General features: G+C 32.9%; 17 protein-coding genes. 15 read left to right on the top strand and 2 right to left on the bottom strand.

Annotated elements, in window-relative coordinates:
• Positions 1 to 328 precede the first annotated feature (328 nt).
• The 7 genes from tig (at position 329) to V5E38_RS15810 (ending at position 12,456) form a co-directional block, all read left to right on the top strand.
• A complete protein-coding gene (gene tig, locus V5E38_RS15840; RefSeq protein ID WP_097978407.1) occupies positions 329 to 1,609 on the top strand; it encodes a trigger factor in 1,281 nt (426 codons plus the stop codon).
• Between the two features lie 354 nt (positions 1,610 to 1,963).
• The gene (clpX, locus tag V5E38_RS15835; RefSeq protein WP_098860190.1) at positions 1,964 to 3,235 is read left to right on the top strand and encodes an ATP-dependent protease ATP-binding subunit ClpX; all 1,272 of its coding nucleotides are present in this window, start codon (positions 1,964 to 1,966) and stop codon (positions 3,233 to 3,235) included.
• A gap of 189 nt (positions 3,236 to 3,424) precedes the next feature.
• Positions 3,425 to 5,122 carry an ATP-dependent protease LonB gene (lonB, locus tag V5E38_RS15830; protein WP_499210716.1) on the top strand — a complete coding sequence of 566 codons (1,698 nt, stop codon included), beginning with the start codon at positions 3,425 to 3,427 and terminating at the stop codon, positions 5,120 to 5,122.
• A 297-nt stretch (positions 5,123 to 5,419) separates the two neighbouring features.
• Positions 5,420 to 7,744, top strand: coding sequence for an endopeptidase La (gene lon / locus V5E38_RS15825; protein ID WP_499210715.1), 2,325 nt, complete (start codon positions 5,420 to 5,422; stop codon positions 7,742 to 7,744).
• Positions 7,741 to 8,325 carry a GTP-binding protein gene (yihA, locus tag V5E38_RS15820; RefSeq protein WP_499210714.1) on the top strand — a complete coding sequence of 195 codons (585 nt, stop codon included), beginning with the start codon at positions 7,741 to 7,743 and terminating at the stop codon, positions 8,323 to 8,325. The genes lon and yihA overlap by 4 nt, the downstream gene beginning before the upstream one ends.
• 818 nt (positions 8,326 to 9,143) lie before the next feature.
• On the top strand, positions 9,144 to 11,942 hold the full coding sequence (locus tag V5E38_RS15815; RefSeq protein WP_499210713.1) for a DUF3289 family protein: 2,799 nt from the start codon (positions 9,144 to 9,146) through the stop codon (positions 11,940 to 11,942).
• A complete protein-coding gene (locus V5E38_RS15810; protein WP_335485534.1) occupies positions 11,935 to 12,456 on the top strand; it encodes a hypothetical protein in 522 nt (173 codons plus the stop codon). Before V5E38_RS15815 ends, V5E38_RS15810 begins: the two co-directional genes overlap by 8 nt.
• Before the next feature lie 280 nt (positions 12,457 to 12,736).
• On the opposite strand, the gene V5E38_RS15805 is transcribed toward V5E38_RS15810, so the two are convergent.
• Both V5E38_RS15805 and V5E38_RS15800 read right to left on the bottom strand, forming a co-directional pair.
• On the bottom strand, positions 12,737 to 13,762 hold the full coding sequence (locus tag V5E38_RS15805; protein WP_499210712.1) for a potassium channel family protein: 1,026 nt from the start codon (positions 13,760 to 13,762) through the stop codon (positions 12,737 to 12,739).
• Positions 13,763 to 13,809: 47 nt separating this feature from the next.
• Complete coding sequence (locus V5E38_RS15800) at positions 13,810 to 14,292, bottom strand: hypothetical protein (protein ID WP_097978412.1); 483 nt, start codon at positions 14,290 to 14,292, stop codon at positions 13,810 to 13,812.
• A gap of 218 nt (positions 14,293 to 14,510) precedes the next feature.
• Between V5E38_RS15800 and hemA the strand changes: the two genes are divergently transcribed.
• From hemA to ysxE, 8 genes are all read left to right on the top strand, one after another.
• Positions 14,511 to 15,863 (top strand): glutamyl-tRNA reductase, encoded by a 1,353-nt coding sequence (gene hemA / locus V5E38_RS15795; protein ID WP_499210711.1) that lies wholly within the window; start codon positions 14,511 to 14,513, stop codon positions 15,861 to 15,863.
• 10 nt (positions 15,864 to 15,873) lie between these two features.
• Positions 15,874 to 16,707 (top strand): cytochrome c biogenesis protein CcsA, encoded by an 834-nt coding sequence (gene ccsA, locus V5E38_RS15790; protein WP_097978414.1) that lies wholly within the window; start codon positions 15,874 to 15,876, stop codon positions 16,705 to 16,707.
• A 12-nt stretch (positions 16,708 to 16,719) separates the two neighbouring features.
• Positions 16,720 to 17,652, top strand: a complete 933-nt coding sequence (gene hemC, locus V5E38_RS15785; RefSeq protein ID WP_499210710.1) for a hydroxymethylbilane synthase — start codon at positions 16,720 to 16,722, stop codon at positions 17,650 to 17,652.
• Positions 17,645 to 18,409, top strand: a complete 765-nt coding sequence (locus V5E38_RS15780; RefSeq protein WP_499210709.1) for a uroporphyrinogen-III synthase — start codon at positions 17,645 to 17,647, stop codon at positions 18,407 to 18,409. The genes hemC and V5E38_RS15780 overlap by 8 nt, the downstream gene beginning before the upstream one ends.
• Positions 18,410 to 18,439: 30 nt before the next feature.
• A complete protein-coding gene (hemB, locus tag V5E38_RS15775; protein WP_097978417.1) occupies positions 18,440 to 19,426 on the top strand; it encodes a porphobilinogen synthase in 987 nt (328 codons plus the stop codon).
• Positions 19,427 to 19,432: 6 nt separating this feature from the next.
• Entirely contained in the window at positions 19,433 to 20,719 is a 1,287-nt protein-coding gene (hemL, locus tag V5E38_RS15770) for a glutamate-1-semialdehyde 2,1-aminomutase (RefSeq protein WP_499210708.1), read from the top strand.
• 672 nt (positions 20,720 to 21,391) lie between these two features.
• Complete coding sequence (locus tag V5E38_RS15765; RefSeq protein WP_499210707.1) at positions 21,392 to 23,263, top strand: LysM peptidoglycan-binding domain-containing protein; 1,872 nt, start codon at positions 21,392 to 21,394, stop codon at positions 23,261 to 23,263.
• 86 nt (positions 23,264 to 23,349) lie between these two features.
• Entirely contained in the window at positions 23,350 to 24,381 is a 1,032-nt protein-coding gene (gene ysxE, locus V5E38_RS15760) for a spore coat protein YsxE (protein ID WP_176522644.1), read from the top strand.
• Positions 24,382 to 24,463 lie beyond the last annotated feature (82 nt).

Genomic DNA, 24,463 nt, shown 5'->3' with positions numbered 1-24,463 from the left:
AGATAAAACCGATTTTTATTTTTGAGCGAATTCGAAGATGGACTTAGGTAACGCCTTACGGAAAGCGAGCAATAAGGAATGAAAGTCATCGTTTATTTTTTAAAGGAACTAAACTGATTTAAAATTCAAAATTAAAAAACCCTAATATTTTCTCCTTATAAAAATAGGAAATATTGAAACAAAAAAGGAATGTGTTATAATAGAATGGTTGTAACGACTATTTACTTAATTATACATGCATTTTCTTTATTAAAAATGGACAGGCATGTATAGTACGAAAATACGTAAACACATATATTTTTTTAGATAATTTTGGAGGGAACTAACAATGACTGCTAAATGGGAAAAATTAGAAGCTAACGTTGGTCTATTAACTGTAGAAGTTGAAGCTTCTGAAGTAGATAAAGGTTTAGATGCAGCTTTCAAAAAAGTTGTTAAAACTATCAATGTACCGGGATTCCGTAAAGGAAAATTACCTCGCCCAATTTTCGAACAAAAATTTGGTATTGAAGCACTTTACAATGATGCTTTAGATGTAATTTTACCAGAAGCTTACAGCAAAGCTGTTGTAGAGGTTGGTATTGAGCCAGTTGATCGTCCAGAAGTTGACGTTGAGCAAATGGAAAAAGGTAAAACTTTAATCTTCAAAGCAAAAGTTACTGTAAAACCTGAAGTAAAATTAGGCGAATACAAAGGCTTAGAAGTTGAAGAAATGGATGCTACTGTAACTGACGAAGACGTACAAGCTGAATTAACTACATTACAAGAGCGTCAAGCTGAGTTAGTAGTTAAAGAAGATGGTACTGTTGAAAACGGTAATACAGCTGTAATTGATTTCGAAGGTTTCGTTGATGGCGTAGCTTTCGAAGGTGGAAAAGGTGAAAACTATCCACTAGAAATCGGTTCAGGTTCTTTCATTCCTGGATTTGAAGAAGCGTTAATTGGCGCTAAATCTGGTGTGGAAACTGATGTTAATGTAACATTCCCAGAAGAATACCACAGTGCTGAATTAGCAGGAAAATCTGCTACTTTCAAAGTAACTGTTCATGAAATCAAAGCGAAAGAACTTCCTGAGTTAAACGACGAGTTTGCTAAAGACGTAAATGACGAAGTAGAAACTTTAGAAGATCTTAAAGCTAAAATTAAAAATGATTTAGTTGAATCAAAAAAATCTCAAGCTGAAGGTAGTTTACGTGATGCTTTAGTTCAAAAAGCAGCTGAAAATGCTGAAATCGAAATCCCAGACGTAATGTTCGAAAGCCAAGTTGACCGTATGGTTAAAGACTTTGAACAACGTATTGCACAACAAGGATTAAACTTAGAGCTTTATTACCAATTCACTGGTACTAAAGAAGAAGATCTTCGTGCTCAAATGCGTCAAGATGCTGAAGCTCGTGTAAGAATCGACTTAACAATCGATGCGATCATCGAAGCTGAAAAAATCGATGCAACTGAAGAAGAAATGAACGAAGAATTAGCTCGTTTATCTGAAATGTACAATGTTCCTTCTGAGCAATTAGTAACTATGCTAGGTGGAACTGACGCTGTACGTGATGATATTCAAATCCGTAAAGCTGTTGAATTATTAGTAGATAGCAGAAAAAAATAAGCGTTAAATAAACATATATTGACTTAAACAAGGCGCGAGATTTTTCGTGCCTTGTTTTTAAATAAAGAAATATTTGGTAAAGTGAACTGTTTCCTTTAAAATATACATATACATATGTTAGAATCTGTTATACAGATTTTAAAAAATAATTGTGGCTATACTAAAAATAATTCTTCAAAAGAAGGATTATTAGCTTTAGATTAGAATATATATATTCTAAAAATTTAAACAATTTTAGAGTAGTAATTAATTGCTTTGTTTATTTTGTATGCTATTATATAGCTACAAGATACATATTTTTTTCGATTACATACATATTGAGTGTTTTTAGAAATTTTTAGAGGGAGTGAACATATGTTCAAATTTAACGAAGAAAAAGGACAGCTAAAATGTTCGTTCTGTGGGAAGTCACAGTCTCAGGTTAGAAAATTAGTTGCAGGACCTGGTGTATATATTTGTGACGAGTGTATTGAGCTTTGTACTGAAATTGTTCAAGAAGAGCTAGCAAAAGAAGAGGAAGTAGAATTTAAAGACGTTCCGAAACCGAAAGAAATTTGCGAAATTCTTGATGAATACGTTATTGGACAGGACAATGCTAAAAAAGCGTTATCTGTTGCTGTATATAATCACTACAAACGTATTAATTCAAATAGCAAAATTGATGAGGTTGAGTTATCAAAAAGTAATATTGCAATGATTGGGCCAACTGGTAGTGGTAAAACATTATTAGCTCAAACTTTAGCACGAATTTTAAATGTACCATTTGCGATTGCAGATGCAACTTCATTAACTGAAGCTGGATATGTTGGGGAAGATGTTGAAAACATTCTTTTAAAATTAATCCAAGCAGCTGATTATGATGTAGAACGCGCTGAAAAAGGTATTATTTATATCGATGAAATTGATAAAGTTGCTCGTAAGTCTGAAAACCCTTCAATTACACGTGATGTGTCAGGTGAAGGTGTTCAGCAAGCACTTTTAAAAATTCTTGAAGGAACAGTTGCAAGCGTACCCCCTCAAGGTGGTCGTAAGCATCCACATCAAGAATTCATTCAAATTGATACGACAAATATTTTATTTATTTGTGGTGGAGCATTTGATGGCATCGAACAAATTATCAAACGCCGTTTAGGTAAAAAGGTAATTGGTTTCAGTGGTGATTCTGAAAAGAGCGATTTAAGCTCAAAAGAAATCTTAAACCACGTATTACCAGAAGACTTATTACGCTTTGGTTTAATTCCGGAGTTCATCGGTCGTTTACCAGTTTTAGCTAATTTAGAGCAACTTGATGAAGCATCATTAGTTGAAATTTTAACTAAACCAAAAAATGCTTTAATTAAGCAATATCAAAAATTACTAGAGCTTGACCAAGTTGAACTTGAGTTTGAGGATAACGCATTAACTGAAATTGCTAAAAAAGCAATTGAGCGTAAAACTGGAGCTCGTGGACTACGTTCGATCATTGAAGGGATTATGTTAGATATTATGTTTGAATTACCTTCACGTGAGGATATTCAAAAATGTATTATCTCAGCAGAAACTGTTAAAACTGGTGCAGCTCCTAAGCTTGTACTAGAAGATGGAACAGAATTAGAGTTAAAGAAAAAAGCAAATAAATTAGCTTAAGTAAAGAACCAAATGCATTTGCATTTGGTTTTTTATTTTTGTCTTTTTTAAGTGATTTTTTTAAAATCTTTCTTAATTGCATAGGAACTTTACTCGGTAAACCTTTTCTTTAATTTTTAAAATTTGGTTTATCCTTCCATTTAGAGGGCGATACTAAAATTAATTTCTACTTCAGTGGAGGGGTAAAGAATGAGTTTAACAACTATTATCTTATTAGCTCAATTAGCATTAGGTACAATCGTTGCATTGTATTTTATTCATTTATTAAAAGGTCAACGAACAACTAAAGTTTCGATTGACAGGGAATCTAAAAAAGAAATGGAGCAGTTACGTAAATTAAAGTCAATCTCATTAACTGTTCCGTTAGCAGAGAGAGTTAGACCAACAACTTTTGATGATATAGTTGGCCAAGAGGATGGAATAAAAGCGTTAAAAGCTTCACTATGCAGTGCTAATCCTCAGCATGTAATCATTTATGGACCGCCTGGTGTCGGAAAAACGGCAGCGGCTAGACTGGTATTAGAAGAAGCGAAAAAGAGCCCGAATACACCTTTTAAACAAGATGCAGTATTTATAGAATTAGACGCTACAACTGCTCGATTTGATGAAAGAGGAATTGCGGATCCTTTAATCGGTTCAGTTCACGATCCAATCTATCAAGGTGCAGGTGCGATGGGGCAAGCAGGTGTTCCTCAACCTAAAAAAGGAGCAGTAACCGATGCGCATGGAGGGATTTTATTTATTGATGAAATTGGCGAGCTTCATCCAATTCAAATGAATAAAATGCTAAAGGTACTTGAAGACCGTAAAGTAAAATTTGAGAGTGCTTATTACCAAGAAGAGAATCCTTCTATACCAGCACATATTCATGAGATTTTTAAACACGGTTTACCAGCAGATTTCAGATTAGTTGGTGCAACAACAAGATCACCAGAAGATATACCACCGGCAATTCGTTCACGTTGTTTAGAAATATTTTTCAGAGAATTAGAACAGGATGAAATTCAAGCAGTAGCTAAACGATCTGCTGAAAAAATTGAATTGAGCCTATCAGAAAAAGCCTTAGAATTGGTAGGTACATATGCAAAAAATGGTCGTGAAGCGATTAACTTAATCCAGTTAGCTGGCGGAATGGTTTTAACTTCTGGACGAAAAGAATTAGTAGAAGATGATATTGGATGGGTTGTTTCTGTAAGTCGATTATCACCAAGACTTGTTAACAAAATTCCTGAAGCTCCAACAGTAGGATTGGTGAACGGTTTAGCTGTTTATGGAGCAAATATTGGTGCGTTACTACCGATTGAAGTAATTGCAATGAAAGCAAAAGAAATCGGTAAAGGTTCAATTACAATTACTGGAATTGTTGAGGAAGAAAGCTTGGGTAATCAAGCTAAATCCATTCGAAGAAAAAGTATGGCAAAAGGCTCTTTAGAAAATGTTACGACAATCTTACGAAAAATTGGTGTACCAATCGATGACTTTACGATTCACATTAATTTTCCAAGTGGCGCATTAATTGATGGACCATCTGCAGGGATTGCCATGGTAGTTGGTATTTTTTCAGCGGTTAATAATGTTCCAGTATTAAATACAATCGCATTGACTGGCGAAATGAGCATTCAAGGTGATGTAAAACCAGTTGGCGGTGTTCCAGAAAAAGTAAAGGCAGCTGTTAAAGCAGGAGCAACTAAAATTGTTGTTCCGAAAGAGAACGATCAAGCAACATTACATCAATATAAAGATGTAGAAATATTAGCAGTAGATCGCATAGAAAAAGTTCTCCATGAAGTCTTTAAAGATAATTGGAAATTTGAACTACCAGCTGAAACAAAAACTGATTTCCAGCAATTAACATTGTTTGAAGAGAATCAATCGCAATCTATGTAGATAAAAATAAGTGTTCGAATCATTTCATTTTGAATAAATAAAGAATACAAACTATTTTTGCATTCTATTTTTCAATGAAGTGATCGAACACTTTTTATTTTGTAGAAATCCATTCTTTATGATTTAATCTTATTACGAGCTTTACTTCGTATCTTTAGTCAAAAATAAGATAATAGCTAAACAGTTGTTGATTGATTATGTAGCTTCTTTATTTTCTTTTAATGCATTTCATTGTAAATGATATATATGTTAAGGTAAAATAACTAAATAGAATGAAAAACATGGAGGTGTAACGTAATGAATGTTACAAAAGAAAAAGTTGTACCCCTCCTACCTTTAAGAGGAATTAGTGTATTTCCTGCCACTATTGCACATCTAGATGTAGGAAGAACGAAATCGATAAAAGCTATACAAGAAGCTGATGAGTTAGATCATTTAATTTTTGTTGTTACTCAAATAGATGCAGATACTGAAAATCCAAAGTTAGACGAATTGTACCAATTTGGAACTTTAGCTAAATTAACACAAAAAATTACACTTCCAAACGGCACTGTTCGTATTACTGTTGAAGGATTACACAGAGGAAAAATCAAATCAATTATTGATCAAAATGATTTCTTAACTGCAAAGGTAGAAGAATATCCAGATGTAGAAGATGAATCTAAAGAGCTTCGTGCTTTAATGAGAACTTTATTGCAGCATTTTAAACAATACAGTAAATTATCAAAGCGAATTTTGCCAGAGACAATTGCTTCAATTGTTAAGCAAGACCGCCCAGGTAAACTTGCAGATGCAATGATCGATTCAATTCCATTAAGGGAAGAAGAAAAACAAAAAATATTAGCAACAATTGATGTTACTGAACGAATACATATTATCTTAAATTTCCTTCAAGATGAAAAAGAATTACTTAAGCTTGAGGAAAAGATTGGCCTACAAGTTAAGAAAAATATTGATAAAACTCAAAAAGAATATTTCTTAAGAGAGCAATTAAAGGTTATTCAACGCGAACTAGGTGATCGTGAAGGTAAAACTGAAGAAGTTGATAAGTTTTTAACAAAAATCGAAGAGGCAAATATGCCTGAAGAAACAAAGGAAGTAGTACTAAAAGAGTTAGCTAGATATGAGAAACTACCTCCTAATGCCGCAGAAGCAGGTGTAGTTCGTACATATTTAGATTGGATGGTAGCTCTACCATGGTCTAAGCAAACAGAAGACACATTGGATATACATCGTTCTGAAAAGATACTGAATAATGAACATGAAGGTCTTGAAAAAGTAAAAGAGAGAATATTAGAATATCTAGCTGTTCAACAACTTACGAATTCACTTCGTGGTCCAATTTTATGTTTAGCGGGTCCTCCTGGAGTTGGTAAAACATCTTTAGCGAAATCAATCGCAAACGCTTTGTCTAGAAACTTTGTACGCGTTTCTCTAGGTGGCGTAAGAGATGAATCAGAAATAAGAGGACATAGAAGAACATACATTGGGGCTATGCCAGGTCGAATTATCCAAGGTATGAAGAAAGCAGGAACAAATAACCCTGTATTCTTACTTGATGAAATTGATAAAATGTCGAGCGATTTTAGAGGGGATCCAGCATCAGCAATGTTAGAGGTTTTGGATCCTGAACAAAATCATACATTTAGTGATCATTACATCGAAGAGCCATTTGATTTATCTCAAGTTTTATTTGTCGCAACTGCAAATGATTTATCAACTATTCCAGGTCCATTACGTGATCGAATGGAGATTATTACTTTATCCGGATATACTGAACTTGAAAAAGTTAATATAGCTAAAAAGCATTTATTCCCTAAAAAATTAGCGGAGCATGGCTTAAATAAATCTACTGTACAAATTCGTGAGAGTGCATTGAGTGCAATTATTCGTCATTATACACGTGAAGCAGGAGTAAGATCATTAGAGCGAGTTCTAGCGACACTATGTAGAAAAGCTGCTAAGTTGATTGTTTCAAACGAAAGACAAAAAATAATATTTACCGATAAAAATATTGAAGAATTTTTAGGTAAGAAAACATTCTCTTATGGTCAAATGGAAAGTGAAGACCAAATTGGTGTAGCTACAGGTTTAGCGTATACTGCATTTGGTGGAGACACACTTTCTATTGAAGTATCACTATATCCTGGAAAGGGTAAGCTAACTTTAACTGGTAAGCTAGGGGATGTAATGAAGGAGTCAGCACAGGCTGCATTTAGCTATATTCGCTCAAAAGCAGAAGAGCTGAATATTGACCAAAATTTCCACGAGAAATATGATATTCATATTCATGTTCCAGAAGGTGCGGTTCCAAAAGATGGCCCTTCAGCAGGTATAACGATGGCAACAGCATTGATTTCGGCATTAACAAATAGACCAATCCGTAAAGAGGTTGGAATGACTGGTGAAATCACATTACGTGGTCGCGTATTACCAATTGGAGGATTAAAAGAAAAAATGCTTAGTGCGCATCGTGCAGGTTTAACGACTGTTATCATACCTAAAGAAAACGAAAAAGATTTAGAAGAGGTACCACCAATGGTGAAAGAAGGTTTAACTGTTATACCTGTTTCCCATTTAGATGAAGTGCTTGCGCATGCAATAGTAGGAGTGAAAAAATGAAAGTAACAACAGCGGATATTGTCATTAGTGCAGTCCGACCAAATCAATATCCAGATACACAATTTCCTGAAATCGCTTTGGCAGGTCGTTCAAATGTTGGGAAATCTTCATTTATAAATAAAATGTTAAATCGTAAAGCCTTAGCCCGAACATCATCAAAACCTGGAAAAACGCAAACATTAAATTTCTTTCTAATTAATGAACAGCTTTTCTATGTTGACGTGCCAGGTTATGGTTATGCTAAAGTTTCCAAAAAGGAACGAGAAGCATGGGGTAAAATGATCGAAACATATATTACATCTCGTGAGCAATTAAGAGCTGTTATTTTATTAGTTGATCTACGTCATTCACCTACAGAAGATGATGTAATGATGTATGATTTCTTAAAGCATTACCAAATCCCAGTCATTATAGTAGCAACAAAAGCAGATAAAATCCCTAAAGGAAAATGGGATAAACATGCAAAAGTAGTTCGTGAAAAGTTACAGATTGAAGAAGGGGATGAATTAATTTTATTCTCATCTGAAACTGGTATGGGTAAAGAAAAAGCATGGTCAGTAATTGATCGTATTTGTAAATAAAAAACCTGGTGGAGAACAATCCACCAGTTTTTTTATGTTTCAAACCTTTCCCTTCTTGCCTTTAATTCAATTCTCATCTGAGAGTGGACTAAAAAGTACCTTATAGAATAGAAATTTAAAAATGTCTAATCCAAATGTTAGTTTTGTTTATAAATAGAAAAAACAGGCTCGGGGAATTGAAAAATATTTCCAATTTTTGCCATTTGATTGAACAAAAGTTTTAAAAGAAATCTAAATATATATAGATTCAATCTCTAAAGAAAGTTCATTATTCATATGACTGAAAATAATTATTTAGGAAATATTTACCTTTTATTTCCAATTTTTAAACTGTAAACTATTACTTAGTTATTTTTTAGGGAGGAAAGGAGAAAAATGAGTTTTTCCCTCTAGAAACTATAGAAGCTATTACTGTGTTTTTATCCTCTACAATGTTTTTTACATTATTCCGCAGTCTATGGAACACCAAAACCATCATCCCTTAACATGTTTCAAATAAACACTTGGGAGCCAAACAAGAGATACATTAGTTTGTAAACAGAAATACATGACTAGTATGTTTAAAAAGTAAAGAATCTTAAATATTCGTGACGACTTCTTACTTTTTAATTTACAGTTATTTCTGCATTCGTATTGTTTGGTATATATAACACAACCATCACATCCTTTTGTTAGCTACCAACTAGTTGCATTACAAAATAACACTTATAAGGAGTTGATTTAATAAGTTATCTGTAAAATTTAGACAATATTTCTTTGGAATAGAACTACGATATCGTATTTAGGTTATTACTATTTTAATAGAGGAGACTATTATGATGGCGAATAAAGTGAGAATACTAGTAAGTTTTTTATTGATCTTTGCATTGATTCTTAGCGGATCTGGGCAAGCGGTGTATGCCCAGAGTAAAAACGATGCTAATCAAGGGGGAAATACAAATTCTAGTGAGCGAAATGTGAAGCAGTGGTTAAGCGAATATGAATTCTATGAGGACACTAGGATAGCAAAAATCTATGATCAGACAGCAATAAATGAATTAAAGCGCCTCGTACCAGTCATAAAAGAAACGAATGCTAAGTTTGATTCCAAACTGATAATGCAAATTGATGAAACTAGAGACTTTAAACAAAGGGATATAAATGAACTTGATACACTTCAACAATTAATTAAAGAATATGAACAAGCTGTTCAAGAGGAATACATACAAGAGGTGATACTTAAAAGTGATCGGCTTTTGGAAATCAAACATAAGCTAACCATATGTTTATGGGGGTATGTAACAAAAAACGACTTTAATGTACCAACTGAAGTATTACTTTCAGATATACTCTTTAATTTTTATTTATCTGATAAAATTGTCAATAAAAATGCTATCGGCATCTTAAAAGATATTTCGGATCAAGTAGAACACAATGGAAATAAACTAAAAGCTCATTTGAATAACGCTGTGAAAATGTCTGAAAAAGCAAATGGATTTCTAGAAAAAGATCTTGCAATCCCTGCAGCAAAATCTTATCAAAATGCATATAAACAAGTTTTATTCGGACTTGAAAAAGCTGGCTATTCAGTTAACACAAAATTCTTTGAATCTACTTCTGACACGGATGGCGACTCTATAACAGATGGAATAGAATTCCTAGAGGGAATGAATCCATTTAAAAAAGATACTGATGGTGATGGATTACAGGATAATATCGAATACGAGGTTAGATCATTTCTTTCCCCGACAAAATATGATTCAGATCAAAATGGTATAAGTGATGCAGATGAAGATATCGATGAAGACGATCTAAGTAATAAAGATGAGCAAGCTTTTCAAACTAATTTAATTAAGGGGGATTCAGACCAAGATGGTCTAACTGATGGATTTGAAGTACATCAGTTCGATTCATTACCTAATACACTTGATACAGAAAACGATGGGTTAAGTGATGGAGATGAATATGCACTTAAGACAAATCCGAATGTTAAAGACAGCGACAATAACGGAGTCGAGGATTCAAAAGAACTCTATACACAATCAATTAGTAAATCATTAATTCAACCTGATAAATCAGAAATTAAAAGCGTAGAAGTTGAGTTTAGAACAAGTGATAATATTAATAAAACGACTAGAATTAGTAGCACAAACAATATAAATATTAAAACAACTAATTTACAAGGTATTATTGGATCTCCTGTTAGCATCAATACGCACTCGAAATTTGAAAAAGCAAGTATTAAGTTTACGTACGATGAAACGAAACTAGGAGACACATTGGAAGATGATTTAGCCATTATTTGGTACAACGCAGATGAAGAAATGTTTGAAAGCCCTCAAGCTGTGTTAAATACAAGTGAAAATACAATAAGTGTGGAAACTACTCATTTTGGAGAATTTATGGTTGTTGATAAGACAAAATGGTTGGAACTTTGGAGTAGAGAAATAAACTACTCAAAACCTAATGTCCTAAATGAAATGCTGTTTCAAAAAAGTACAATGAATACAGGCGTAGAAAATTATCAAGCTGCAAGCAACGAGAAATCAAGTGGCATTGTTACTAGCGATGATTCAGACGACGGAGGGACAGATCCAAAAGATTCCGATGGGGATGGCTTATATGACATCTGTGAAATTGAAGGAATGAAAACACCATACGGTATAATTTACTCAGACCCTAATAAGAAAGACAGTGACGGAGATGGATTAACCGATGGGCAAGAAATGGGGCAATTAAAATCATTTACGATAGAAATTTTTGGCATTAAAATTCATTTTGAAGGTTTCTTTCCAACGAGTTTCCCAGACAGAAAAGATAGTGACGGAGATGGAAAGTTTGATAAAGAGGATTTGAAACCTTTATACGCTGATTATTCCGATACAGTAGTGTTTCAGTCAGATAGACCAGAAGGCTATGATGAAAATGGAAATGTAGCGAACGATATGACAACAAATGATTATACAGAAGATGAACTAAAAGACATTAGCTGGATGTTCAGACTTCAATTACTTGAGTCTTATTTCCCAAATATACTCTTTTCTGAGTTTAAAGATATGTCGACAAGCTTATTTTCAACGGGAGATATGGAAGACGTTGTTTTAGATATGATTGATCATTTTAAAGATGGAACTGGAAAAGAATATAGAAACCAGACTTTAACTAATGAAGCGAGTGAGCATGAAACAACGAAATCCTATATTGAATTTGTCAAAAGTGCCTTAGTTGATGAGCTAAAGAATAATGGAGGTAATTTGACCGCACTTAAGTTTGATAAAAGTACAAAGAATACAAATGAATTTTATAATTTTGTACAGAGAAATGCTAGTTATCCGACGTTTAGCACATGGGGTGATCGAGTAGGTGGACTTACAATTACAGTAAATGATACTTGGGGAAATACCATCACCGTAAAAAACTATTCTGTAGAGAATAATCACTTTAAAGGAGTTATGCGTGTTCGTTTATATGATCATTTCGGGTTGGATCAGCCAGATGTTGAGAAGGTGTATGTCAACCTAGCAGGATTCCGTTCTTGGTTTGTCTTACAGCATTATGATGATTATGATGGTAAATATAAGCCATTTGTTACTGTAATGGAAATGGATGTACCATTTGAGGGGAATTTAAGTGACTAAGTTAAATTATAAAATGATAGTTTTAATGTTTGTTATATTCATACTTTTATTATACTTAATTGGATGTAATAAGAATGAGGAATCAAGTGGTGAAATAAAGATTTTTGAAATTAACAACACAGAAGAAATCCTTGGTAAAAAGAATGAAGAAGATGTGCTGGTTAAAAAGCATTTTATGATTCTAAATCCACCAAAAGATCTAAATAAATTGAAAGAAATAATTGAAAAATACAGTAAGGAACATCCAGTTGAAGAAGAAAAGAAAGATATAGAAGGCAAAAATAGGATTTTTGATATGTCCTTCTATAGGGAAAGTAAGGATTTGCCAAGAGACTGGGAGCCTGATGAAAGTTACATGAATACAGATCGACTAGAACAGCATAAGAATGATCTAATTGCATATATAGTTTGGTCAGATGCGAAACCACAAAAAGAATACAATGTATATAATAAAAATAAGGAAGGTCAGATAAATAAAAGGATGCGTTTTATGGAAGATCAACTTATTAAGTGATAAATGATTGATACACTAGTGAATAAAGAAATGGAAATTGTGAAATTTGAACTGGAACATTCATTATAGACTGTGGACCGCTATCGCTTATAGCGGTCCTTTATTAATTTTAATCGATTCAATATCCTCTTAAAACTTATTCCATAAAATTAAGTACTTATCTATAAGACCATTGGTGCAAATAAAATACCCTATACAATAGACACTTAATAAAAGTCTACTATATAGGGTATTTTTAATCCGCCAGCTTTTAAGTCTATTCCCTTAACACTGCTCTATCCTATTTTCCTATCGCTTTTAATAAATCCTCTTCACAATAAATATATAAACGATCAGTAGAATTTAATTTATACTCTTTAAGCTTTGGAACATTTAACTGCTCATTGATTGCTAACAAAGTTGCTCCTTTTTCAAATAATTGTAAAAAGGCATCTTCATAAGTTTTCCATTCTTTATTAGGCCCTATTACATGTATATTGCTTCCATCAAACTTTGTATTTAAAAAGTGTCTAAATATCGTTGAAGTTCCAGGGTGTAAAGTTGTTTTAGCGATTAGACGTGAAACAGATTCATATGATAATACAAAATCATCGACATTTACATGCTTGAAATTAACGATATGGCTTTCTTTCGATATTTCGACAATTGTATGGATAGGCATTTTTTTCATAGTTGATAGTGATTCGACTGCAGAAGCGATTAATAGCGTTTTTCCATCCTTTAAAACACTATCTTCTATTGTAGAATCTGCAAATATACATACCCGTTTTGCCCCAAATATATTTGCATTTAGTAAGGTGTTTTCGATTGAAGGGTCACCTTGAATAAAATGAACTAGTGGATGCTCGTAAGGTGATGTTTCTAGATTTTCTATTAATACAATCTTTGCATTCGGTGAAGAATCGAATAGTTCCTCAATAGCATCTCTTGTTTTTTTAGACCAACCAATATAAATAAAGTGATCATGATCCTTATACACAATTCTTCCCTCCAGCTTTAAACGATGATATTTAGAAAAGGAATCAACAGTTTTAGATACTAGTAAGCCTATAATACCGACCCCAAAAATAAATAAAAACATGCCTAAACATTTTCCTGCAACAGTTTTTGGAAAGAAATCTCCGTAGCCTACTGTCGTCAGAGTAGTCATTGTCCACCACAAACCATCAAATAAAGTTGGAAAGGTTTGTGGCTCTAAAATATGTATAGTTATTGAACCAAAAGAAACAATTAGAATAGATAGAATTAATATTGATACATAATTAAATGATACAAATTTTTTCCATAGCGCAAGGAAGTATAACAAAGATGTTCCTCCTTTTAAAACTGCTAGTTATGTATAAAAAAGTATGTTTATTTTTTAGAAAATAGAAGATATAAACCGATAACAGCAATCAATATTGGCCAATAGTTCTGGAAATAAGAGACCTGTGATTGGAGCGAACTAAGCATTGTTGCAAGCTTTTCATTAAAAAGGAAAAATAAAGACATAATAAATAATAGCAATCCGGGTAATAACTCACCTTTTCCATTTCGAGATTGTAATAACATTCCGATTGAAATGATGAGTGTAAGAACGGACCAATGGTTTGGCCAATTTTGAAAATGTTCGATGGCATAAAAATGAATTCCAAATCCAAGAACGACAATACCCGGGAATACATAATGGATTTCTCTACCTTTAAAGGCTTGAACGAGAAGTGCAATACCAGTTATCCAGATCGGAGTCGTCCAATATGTAAAAATCTGTAAAGCTGGGACTTGCCATTTTGAAATAAGATAATAAATGCCAAAGCCAATTAATAAGATTCCAATAAATAATCGATTTTTTTTCATAGCAACTCCTGTTTAACATTATTTGTAATCACTTTTATTTTAAAATTATTGTATAATGAAATTTGTGTACATTTAATAGTATAAATCGGATTAAAAATTCTACAAAATATTACATTTATGATAGCATATTGATGTAGAACATGGATATGATATTTTGCTAAGCAAAGATAGATATAAAACACAAGTTTGTACAAAGTTTTTTAGGGGGGCTTTAGGGCATGCACATCATTACAATAGGGATTAATTATAAAACTTCCCCAGTTGAAGTGCGAGAAAGGGTAGCGTTTGCTCCAAATGAACTACAGGACGCAATGAACTCATTAAAAAAAGAAAAAAGCATTTTAGAAAACATTATTGTTTCTACTTGTAATCGTACGGAGATTTATGCAGTTGTCGATCAAGTTCATACTGGTCAATATTATATGAAACGCTTTTTATTACAACGTTTTGACTTAAAAGACGAGGAATTATCACCATATCTAATCATTAAAACTGGAAATGATGCAATCAACCATTTATTCACTGTAGTAAGTGGTTTAGATTCAATGGTAATTGGTGAGACTCAGATTCTTGGACAAGTAAAAGATAGTTATTTACTTGCTCAAGAGAATCATGTAATCGGTACGATTTTTAATCAATTATTTAAGCAAGCAATTACATTTGCAAAAAAAGTTCACTCAGAAACTGGAATCGGTGAAAATGCTGTATCTGTAAGTTATGCTGCTGTAGAGCTATCAAAAAAGATTTTTAGCAATTTAAAAGGCTGCAATGTACTGATTGTTGGAGCAGGGAAAATGAGTAACCTAGCTTTACAAAACTTGTATTCTCAAGGTGTAGGTAAGGTTACTGTTATTAACAGAACTGTTGAAAATGCTGTTAGACTTGCAGACCAATTCAATGGAATCGGAAAAGGATTAGAATCACTTGAAAATGCTTTAAAAGAAGCAGATATCGTTATCAGTTCAACTGGATCAAAAGAATACGTGATTACGGAAAAAATGATTCGTCGAATTGAAAAATCAAGAAAAGGTAACCCACTATTCTTAGTTGATATCGCTGTTCCAAGAGATATTGAACCATCAATTCATCATATTGATAGTGCATTCTTGTATGATATTGATGATCTTCAAGGGATTGTTGCTGAGAATTTAGCAGAACGTGAACGTGAGGCAGTAAAAATTAAGAAGGCAATAACTGAAGAAATTGATATTTTTCAATCTTGGTTATCAATGCTAGGTGTGGTTCCAGTAATCTCTGCATTACGTGAAAAAGCGTTAGATATTCAAGCAGATACAATGAGTAGTCTAGAAAGAAAACTTCCCCATTTATCTGAAAGAGATTTAAAAATAATCCAAAAGCACACAAAAAGTATCGTAAATCAAATTTTACGAGATCCAATTATGAAAGCAAAAGAAATGGGTACATCTAAACACTCAGAAGCACAAATTGCCCTTTTTAAAGAAATATTTAGTCTAGATGAAATTTTACAAGAATCTAAAGATGAAAAACACATGCAAACTAATCAAGAAAAAGAGACTATTTCTTTAAAACAAAACTTAGGTTTTTTATGAGGTTTAATTAGTGGCGATTTTGGAAAGTAGTTTTATCTATCACTTATTAATCTTATTGTTTGCATGGAGTATCGTTTTTTCTTTTATAGATTTTATAGATACAAATAGGATGGCAAGTCGGGTAGCATTTTATTTGCTAGCAATTGTTTGGGTGTTTTCTTCTGTTTTAATGATTTACACCATTAGCCAATACAGTTTATATTCCTTTTTTACTTCTAGAGAAGGGCTATATATTTATGTATGGATTATAATATCACTATCATTGTTTATTAATTGGGTAGTGAAACTAGAGTATTTAGTTTTCTTTACAAATGTTGTTTCATTTTTAGTATTTTCATTATCAATTTTAATTCCGAAGGCGGGTAAAACAGCTACATTAGTTGATCAGTTGAAATCGGAGTTATTATATATCCATATTGGACTTGCTTTCTTAGCATACGGTGCATTTACCCTGTCCTTTATTTTTTCGGTTATGTACATTTTTCAATATGTTTTATTAAAAAAGAAGAAATGGTCTACTCATTTAAAGAAATTGGGGAGTTTAGGTAAGTTGGAAAAAATGTTTATCACATTTAACTTATTTGGAGTTCCATTAATGCTAACTTCCCTTATTTTAGGTGTTATCTGGGCAAGTATTCGATTACACACATTTGTTTGGTATGATATGAAAGTAATCGGCTCATTTTTCGTTTTAATCATGTATAGTACATTTATGTATTTAAAGGTAAGCAACCGTTTCTATGGCAAATCTCTTTGCATATTTAACATCTGTTGCTTCTTAGTTTTGTTCGGAAATTATGTTGTTTCAAATCTATATTCAAAGTTTCATTTATGGAGTACGTAAGGAGATGTAACAATGCGTAAAATTATTGTTGGTACAAGAAGAAGTAAACTAGCATTAACACAAACTAAATGGTTTGTAGAGAAACTAAAAGAAATAGCACCCGATTATGAATTTGAGTTAAAGGAAATCGTTACAAAAGGTGATGTAATACTTGATGTAACCCTTTCAAAGGTTGGAGGAAAAGGTTTATTCGTTAAAGAAATTGAACATGCAATGCTAACGAGTGAAATTGATTTAGCTGTACATAGTATGAAGGATATGCCAGCTATTTTACCTGAAGGTTTAATGATTGGATGTACTCCAAAACGCGTTGATCCTAGAGATGCCCTGCTATCAAATAGTGGAAAAGGATTAATGGAACTTGAAGAAGGCTCAATTGTCGGTACTAGTAGTTTAAGAAGAAGTGCTCAAATTAAAGCAGTTCGTCCAGATCTACAAATCAAATGGATTCGTGGAAATATCGATACACGTATTCAAAAGCTAAAGGATAATGAATATGATGCGATTATTCTTGCAGCAGCTGGTTTAACAAGAATGGGTTGGGCTGAAGAAAGTATAACTGAATACATTGACGAAACAATCTGTGTACCAGCAGTAGGTCAAGGTTCACTTGCTATCGAATGTCGTGAAAATGATACAGAAATCCGTGAATTACTAAATAGACTGAATGATGAATTAACGTATACAACAGTAGAAGCTGAACGTGTATTTCTTCATAAAATGGAAGGTGGTTGCCAAGTTCCTATTGCTGGATTTGCAACGATCGATGACAAAGATGAAATCTCGTTAACTGCATTAGTAGCTAAACCAGATGGAACAATCATCTTAAAAGAAACTGTTAAAGGTACTGATCCAACTGAAATTGGAGAAAAAGCTGCAAATCTATTAATTGAACGTGGAGCAAAGGATATTATTGATTCTGTCAAAGAGGCAGCGGATGAATAATTCCTTAAATGGAATGAAAATATTAGTGACAAGGGCAGAGCAACAAGCTGATGAATTCAATCAATTAATTCATCAGTTTGGTGGATGTCCTATTAATCTTCCACTTCAAAAAATAGTTAAAAGTGATATTTCAATTAATGATTTGGAAAAATTAGTTCTTGATACAAAATGGATTTTATTCACAAGTGTTAATTCAGTAAATTACTTTGTGCAAAATATTACAAAGGATCTAAAACAAAAAATTCTTCAAAAAAAAATTGGTGCTGTCGGAGAAAAAACAAAGAACCGATTAGTTGATGAAGGGTTTGAAGTAGCTTTCCTTCCAAGTCAATTTACTGGTAAAACATTTGCTTCTGAGTTAAGTTACATAGTAGAAAAAGGAACAAAATTTTTATTTTTACGTGGCTCTTTAGCGAGTGATAACGTACCAAAAATACTAGGAGAAAATGGTCATATAGTTAACTCATTAACTGTTTATGAGACCATAGCAAATCTAGGTGTTAAAAATGAACTGTTAAATCTATTACTAAATAAAAAACTAGATGTGATTACATTTTTAAATCCATTTAGTGTAGAACAGTTTTGTTTTTTGATTGGAAATGCAATTAGTATGGAAGATTTAAAAAACATTCAAATTGCTTGTATTGGTGAAGTAACCGCACAAAAAGCTAGAGAAAAAGGTTTGAATAATATTATTGTTCCTAGTAAATTTACAACAGAGGCCTTAATTAAAAAAATAGTAGATGATCTTGAGTAATCAGATCGTCTTTATAAGAAGGAGAAAAAAATGACTTATTCTATTCCGTTTGATCGTCACCGTCGTTTAAGAAGTACACAAGCATTACGCTCTATGGTTAGAGAGACTCATTTGCATAAAGAAGATTTTATTTATCCTCTTTTTGTTGTTGAAGGACAAGGGGTAAAAAATCCTATTAGTTCAATGCCAGGTGTATTTCAATTTTCTTTAGATGAATTAAAAAAAGAAATGGATGAAATTGTATCATTAGGTATAAAATCTGTCATATTCTTTGGTATTCCTGATGTAAAAGACGCAGTAGGTTCTGAAGCGTACTGTGCAACTGGAATCGTTCAACGTGCGATTTCACAAACGAAAGAACAATATCCTGAAATGATTGTTATTGCAGATACATGTTTATGTGAGTATACAGATCATGGACATTGTGGAGTTTTAGAAGATGGGTATGTTAATAATGATGAATCGTTAATACTATTAGCAAAAACAGCAGTAAGTCAAGCACAGGCTGGCGCAGATATTATTGCTCCTTCAAATATGATGGATGGATTCGTAGCAACAATTCGCCATGCTTTAGATGAAGCTGGATTTGATAATATTCCAATTATGTCTTATGCAGTAAAATATGCTTCAGCGTTTTATGGACCATTCCGTGAGGCAGCTCAAAGTGCTCCAGGACAAGGTGATCGTAAGGCTTATCAAATGGACCCTGCAAATCGTTTAGAAGCGTTCCGTGAAGCAGAATCAGATACAGTTGAAGGTGCAGATTTCTTAATCATTAAACCAGCTCTTTCATATTTAGATATCATTCGAGATATCAGAAATAACTATCACCAACCAATCGTTGCTTATAATGTTAGTGGAGAATATGCAATGGTTAAAGCTGCTGCATTGAATGGTTGGATTGAAGAAGAAAAAGTTGTAATGGAAAAATTAATTAGTATGAAACGTGCTGGTGCAGATATGATTATGACTTATCATGCTAAAGATGCTTGCAGATGGTTATCAGAAGGGAAGTAATTATAAATGAGATCATATAACAAGTCAATTGAAGCTTTTGAAGAGGCAAAACAAGTACTTCCTGGTGGAGTAAATAGTCCGGTACGTGCATTTAAAAGTGTTAATATGTCACCAATTTTTATGAGTCATGGAAAAGGTTCTAAAATATATGACATAGACGGAAATGAGTATATTGATTATGTATTATCTTGGGGACCTCTAATTTTAGGTCACTCAAATGAGCGTGTAGTTGAAGGCTTAAAGCGAACAGCAGAAACTGGAACTAGCTTTGGAGCACCAACATTAAAAGAAACAGAATTAGCTAAACTTGTAATCGAAAGAGTGCCTTCGATTGAAGTTGTTCGAATGGTTAACTCAGGAACAGAAGCGACAATGAGTGCTTTACGTCTTGCTCGCGGATTTACTGGTCGAAACAAAATCTTAAAATTTGAAGGATGCTACCACGGACATGGTGATTCCTTATTAATTAAAGCAGGATCTGGTGTAGCTACACTTGGCTTACCAGATAGCCCTGGTGTACCTGAAGGTGTTGCATCAAATACAATCACTGTTCCTTATAATGATTTAGAAAGTATAAGATATGCTTTTGAACAATTTGGAGATGACCTAGCAGCGGTTATTGTTGAGCCGGTTGCAGGTAATATGGGTGTTGTTCCACCAGTTGAAGGTTTCTTAAAAGGCTTAAGAGAAATTACGACTCAATATGGTACATTATTAATTTTTGACGAAGTTATGACTGGCTTCCGTGTAGGATATAATTGTGCACAAGGTCATTTTGGTGTAACGCCTGATATCACTTGCTTAGGAAAAGTGATCGGTGGAGGTTTACCAGTAGGTGCATATGGTGGTAAAGCTGAAATCATGAATCAAATTGCTCCAAGTGGCCCAATTTATCAAGCTGGAACTCTTTCAGGAAATCCTTTAGCGATGACGGCTGGTTACGAAACATTAAGTCAGCTATCGAAAGAAGATTATGTAGAATTTAACCGTAAAGCTGATTTGCTAGAAGCTGGTTATAAAGCTGCAGCTGAAAAATACAATATTCCACATTGTATTAATCGTGCAGGTTCAATGGTTGGATTCTTCTTCACAAACGAAAAAGTTGAAAATTACGAAGCAGCAAAAACATCTAATTTAGAAATGTTTGCTAAATACTATCAACTAATGGCTGAACAAGGTGTCTTCTTACCACCATCACAATTTGAAGGTTTATTCCTATCAACTTCACATACAGACGAAGATATTCAAAAAACAATTGCAGCTGCTGAATACGCATTTTCGCAATTAGTTTAATTTAAGGTGGTGTCCTATTTTTAGGGCACCTTATTTGTTATAGCAAAAAGAGTTGGTAAAGCTTCAGTAGAACGACTGTATAAAAAAATAGAGAAGTTCAAGCTATAAATAGATAGAGAGGAGAATTGTAAATAAGATGCCGATCTATGTAAAAATAGATGAGGAGAATCTACAAAAAAAGTTAACTGCAAATAAAATCAGGAAATCGCAAATATTATTAGCAAACCTGCAATAAAAATCCAAAGAATTGCAATTAACATGTAAAATTACCCATACCAGTTAATATTGACCTAAAAAACTATACAAAAGTAGATATTTTCAAATATTTACCTTTAAAGATTGTACATTTCATTATCGAAGAAAAATCTATAAATATGATTAAGCGAATGAAAAAGACTCTATAGTTCCTCATCTACTAATTAGTAAAAAATTTCAATGACATAGTTGCTCATTTTTCTCCCAAGTTTTTTCTGATACTATTCGTCCAGTGCTTCTTAAATACCACTTTTGATTTTTCTTTTTCCTACTCCCTTATCACTGTTTTTCTTGAATCCTGCGATTATTAAACCTTTCTTAATATAAAATAACAATCTTTTCTTCATAAATTTTTCGTTTCTTTCATAAAAATGTAATGTCATAGACCAAATTGGACGATGAGAGGAGGACATTAACGTGTCTTCAGAAAATCAAACAAATATTCGCTTTTCATTGAAAGAAACTGTCTGGTTCCAAAAAGGACAGGAAGTTAAAGAGGTAAGGTCACTCTCGTTAAATCCAGACATTACTATACAGCAATTTGAAGAATATGTTCAAGTGAAGGGTGTCTTAACCTTAGAAGGTAATTACACACCTGATTTATCAAATCAAGGTGATTATTACTCATTAAGAGAATTAGCACCTTCAAGAATGATAGAAAATGTAATCGCTCTTGAAGATGGAAGTTGTGAAATGAATCATCAGTTCCCTGTAGATATTTCAATACCATTAACTAGGATTACTGATCTTGAAAATCTATGTGTTTCTGTAGAGACATTTGATTATCAAATAGCTGAAAAAGGTAGTATTCAAATTGCTGCTGATTTATGTATTTCTGGTTTACATGACCATAATAGAGCAGTAGAAACTTATCAAGAACAAAGAGGGTATGAGCAATATAATAGCTACGCATACGAAAACGAATATCGCTCAAGTAATGAAGGAAATGAAGGATATGTGTATCAGGAAGATAGAGAACAAGAAGAACAATTCCAGTTCTTTCATCAACCTACTTCAGAACAGGAAACAAGTGAACAAGATAATCTTTACGGCAGTGATTGGATTCAATCTCTTGAAGAGAATGATGAGCAAGAAGAACAAGACACATATCCTGGGCAGCCTACTTACTTAGAGGTTTTTCAGCCTGAAGAAGTAGTTGAAGATCGAGTCGAAGCAGTTGAAAATGAAGTGGAACATTATTATGAGTTAGAAGAAAGCAATAAACAAAGTTATGAAGAGGAACATTATTATGAGTTAGAAGAAAGCAATGAACAAAGTTATGAAGAGGAACAACAAGTAGAAGAACAATCTAATGTTGAAATTATGGCCCAGTCAGAGCAGTCAGAACAGTTAGAAGAACAATCAGAGGCCCAAGAGGAAGAAGAATATGAAGAAGTATTTAGAGGCTTTAATATATCAGCTGAAGCAATAGAGCCGCAAGCGATGGAACCACAAGCAATGGAACCACAAGCAATGGAACCACAAGTAATGGAACCACAAGCAGTGGATCCAACACCGAGCTTCTTAATGAATAATAATGATGCAGAAGCTAGTCAAAGTGAAAATGATGCACAGGTATCTAACAATGTAAATAATACGTATAATGAGCGACCTAGTTTCTTGAATAATGATTTTAATGTACACAGCTATTTAAACAATTCTTTAAATAGTAGACCTAGCTTCTTAGATAATGATTTTAGTAATTTGCAAAATGCTAATAATGAAAACAATGCTCAAAAAGAAATAGAAAAATATGAAGAACTATATAATCGAACTTTAGAGCAAAACTATCAACCTTATGTTAACCAACAATATCAGCAAGCACCATTTGCATATAATCAAAATCAGGAACAACTCTATCAAAATCCCTTCCCTCAAGTAAATCAAGAAAATAATTTTGAGAATCCAAATGATGTTCGTCAAACACCACCATATTATGCGGATTATTATCAAGCTCAAGTGGAGCAGCAAGAAGCACCACCACCTGAATTACCAAAAGTAGAAATAAAAGCTGATCCAGTTGGTAAAAAGGAAGTAAAAGAAGAAGTAAGTGAAGCAAGAAGTGTTAAAAGTGACAATCTACTATCAAGCTTGTTTACTGGCGAAGGAAGAGAAGATTCTTATACTAAATTAAAATTATATTTAGCTCAAAATGGAGATACAATTGAATCTGTAGCTAAAAAATATAACCTACAAACTCAGCAGTTGAATCGGGTTAATAACTTGAATGATGAATTTTTATCGGAAGGGCAAATCATTTATATTCCTGTAACTGCTATAAAACAATAACCATATGGTGAGAGCTTTGTATTAGTTAAGACACTTGTCTACTAATACAAGGCTTTTACGCATTTAGAAAGTGAGAGTGACGCATCTTGTATAGAAAACCTAAAGATGAAATAAGCGTCATTTTAGCGCAGTATCACATTGTACCAAATTATTTTGAAACTGTTGGTAAGGTCGTTAAGATTTATACGAATCAAGGTGTATTCGCACTAAAAGAAGCAAATGTGAATCGAGTTTATCGAAATAATTTGATTGAAAATGTTCGTTCTTTACAAGATAAAGGCTTTCGAAATGTTGTACCAATATATCATACCCAGAGTGGAGATTATATTGTTGAATTTAATACGAAGCATTACTATTTAATGCCATGGATTGAAAGTGTTGATGAAAAGTCAGATGAGAATTTACATTTTCAACGAATGTTTACTTCACTAGGTAAGATGCACAACAGTACACAGAAAGAGAAAAAGGTAGATAAAGATCAATTACAAATCCATTATGATACGTTAACTAAAAGGTGGAGTAAAGATAAAGATGTATTGGAAAATTTCATTGAGGCTGCAGAAGGTAATTGGTATATGTCACCTTATGAACTAAGCTATTGTACGTATTTTCATAAAATATTAAGTGCACATCAATTTGCTAAGGGACAGTTAGATGAATGGTTTAAAAAAATGAAGGAAACTGAAAATACTAGAGTTGTCATGAACCATGGGAATTTATCTATTTCTCACTTTCTTGTAAATAAAAGAGGTGAAGGTGTCTTTATCAATCTAGAAAATGCACAAGAAACTACACCAATTCAAGATTTAACGAACTATTATAAGAATTCTTTTAAAACTTATCCTATTCAGCAATCTGATCGTAATAATTGGCTTAAAATGTATGAAAAGAATTTTTCATTAAGAGAAGAGGAAAGAATGTTATTTTTAAGTTATATGGCATATCCAACTCAGTTTTCTTCCAAAATTTCTAACTATTTAAAGCGATCCGGGGTTAATAATGAAAAAGACAATGTAAGAGATTTATTAAATGCTTATTGGCATATGATTAATATTGAATATTTTGTCTCAAAAATACAAGAGGATATTGAAGCAGAGAAATCTATAGATGGTTTATGAGTTCAATTTGCATTAGTAAGAGAGAAAATAAAAACATCTATCCAAAAAATGTATCACTAAATGTTAGTAACATGGATAGATG

This window comes from Rossellomorea sp. GAMAL-10_SWC (assembly GCF_049568075.1).
In the GTDB taxonomy this organism is placed as follows: domain Bacteria; phylum Bacillota; class Bacilli; order Bacillales; family Bacillaceae_G; genus Gottfriedia.
This window is presented reverse-complemented; position numbering and strand designations above follow the sequence as displayed.

Coding starts and splice junctions, on each gene's coding strand:
- V5E38_RS15815 (WP_499210713.1), top strand. CDS start 9,144: ATGGCGAATAAAGTGAGAATACTAGTAAGTTTTTTATTGATCTTTGCA.
- hemB (WP_097978417.1), top strand. CDS start 18,440: ATGACTTATTCTATTCCGTTTGATCGTCACCGTCGTTTAAGAAGTACA.
- V5E38_RS15780 (WP_499210709.1), top strand. CDS start 17,645: ATGAATAATTCCTTAAATGGAATGAAAATATTAGTGACAAGGGCAGAG.
- clpX (WP_098860190.1), top strand. CDS start 1,964: ATGTTCAAATTTAACGAAGAAAAAGGACAGCTAAAATGTTCGTTCTGT.
- tig (WP_097978407.1), top strand. CDS start 329: ATGACTGCTAAATGGGAAAAATTAGAAGCTAACGTTGGTCTATTAACT.
- yihA (WP_499210714.1), top strand. CDS start 7,741: ATGAAAGTAACAACAGCGGATATTGTCATTAGTGCAGTCCGACCAAAT.
- hemC (WP_499210710.1), top strand. CDS start 16,720: ATGCGTAAAATTATTGTTGGTACAAGAAGAAGTAAACTAGCATTAACA.
- hemA (WP_499210711.1), top strand. CDS start 14,511: ATGCACATCATTACAATAGGGATTAATTATAAAACTTCCCCAGTTGAA.
- lon (WP_499210715.1), top strand. CDS start 5,420: ATGAATGTTACAAAAGAAAAAGTTGTACCCCTCCTACCTTTAAGAGGA.
- lonB (WP_499210716.1), top strand. CDS start 3,425: ATGAGTTTAACAACTATTATCTTATTAGCTCAATTAGCATTAGGTACA.
- V5E38_RS15800 (WP_097978412.1), bottom strand. CDS start 14,292: ATGAAAAAAAATCGATTATTTATTGGAATCTTATTAATTGGCTTTGGC.
- hemL (WP_499210708.1), top strand. CDS start 19,433: ATGAGATCATATAACAAGTCAATTGAAGCTTTTGAAGAGGCAAAACAA.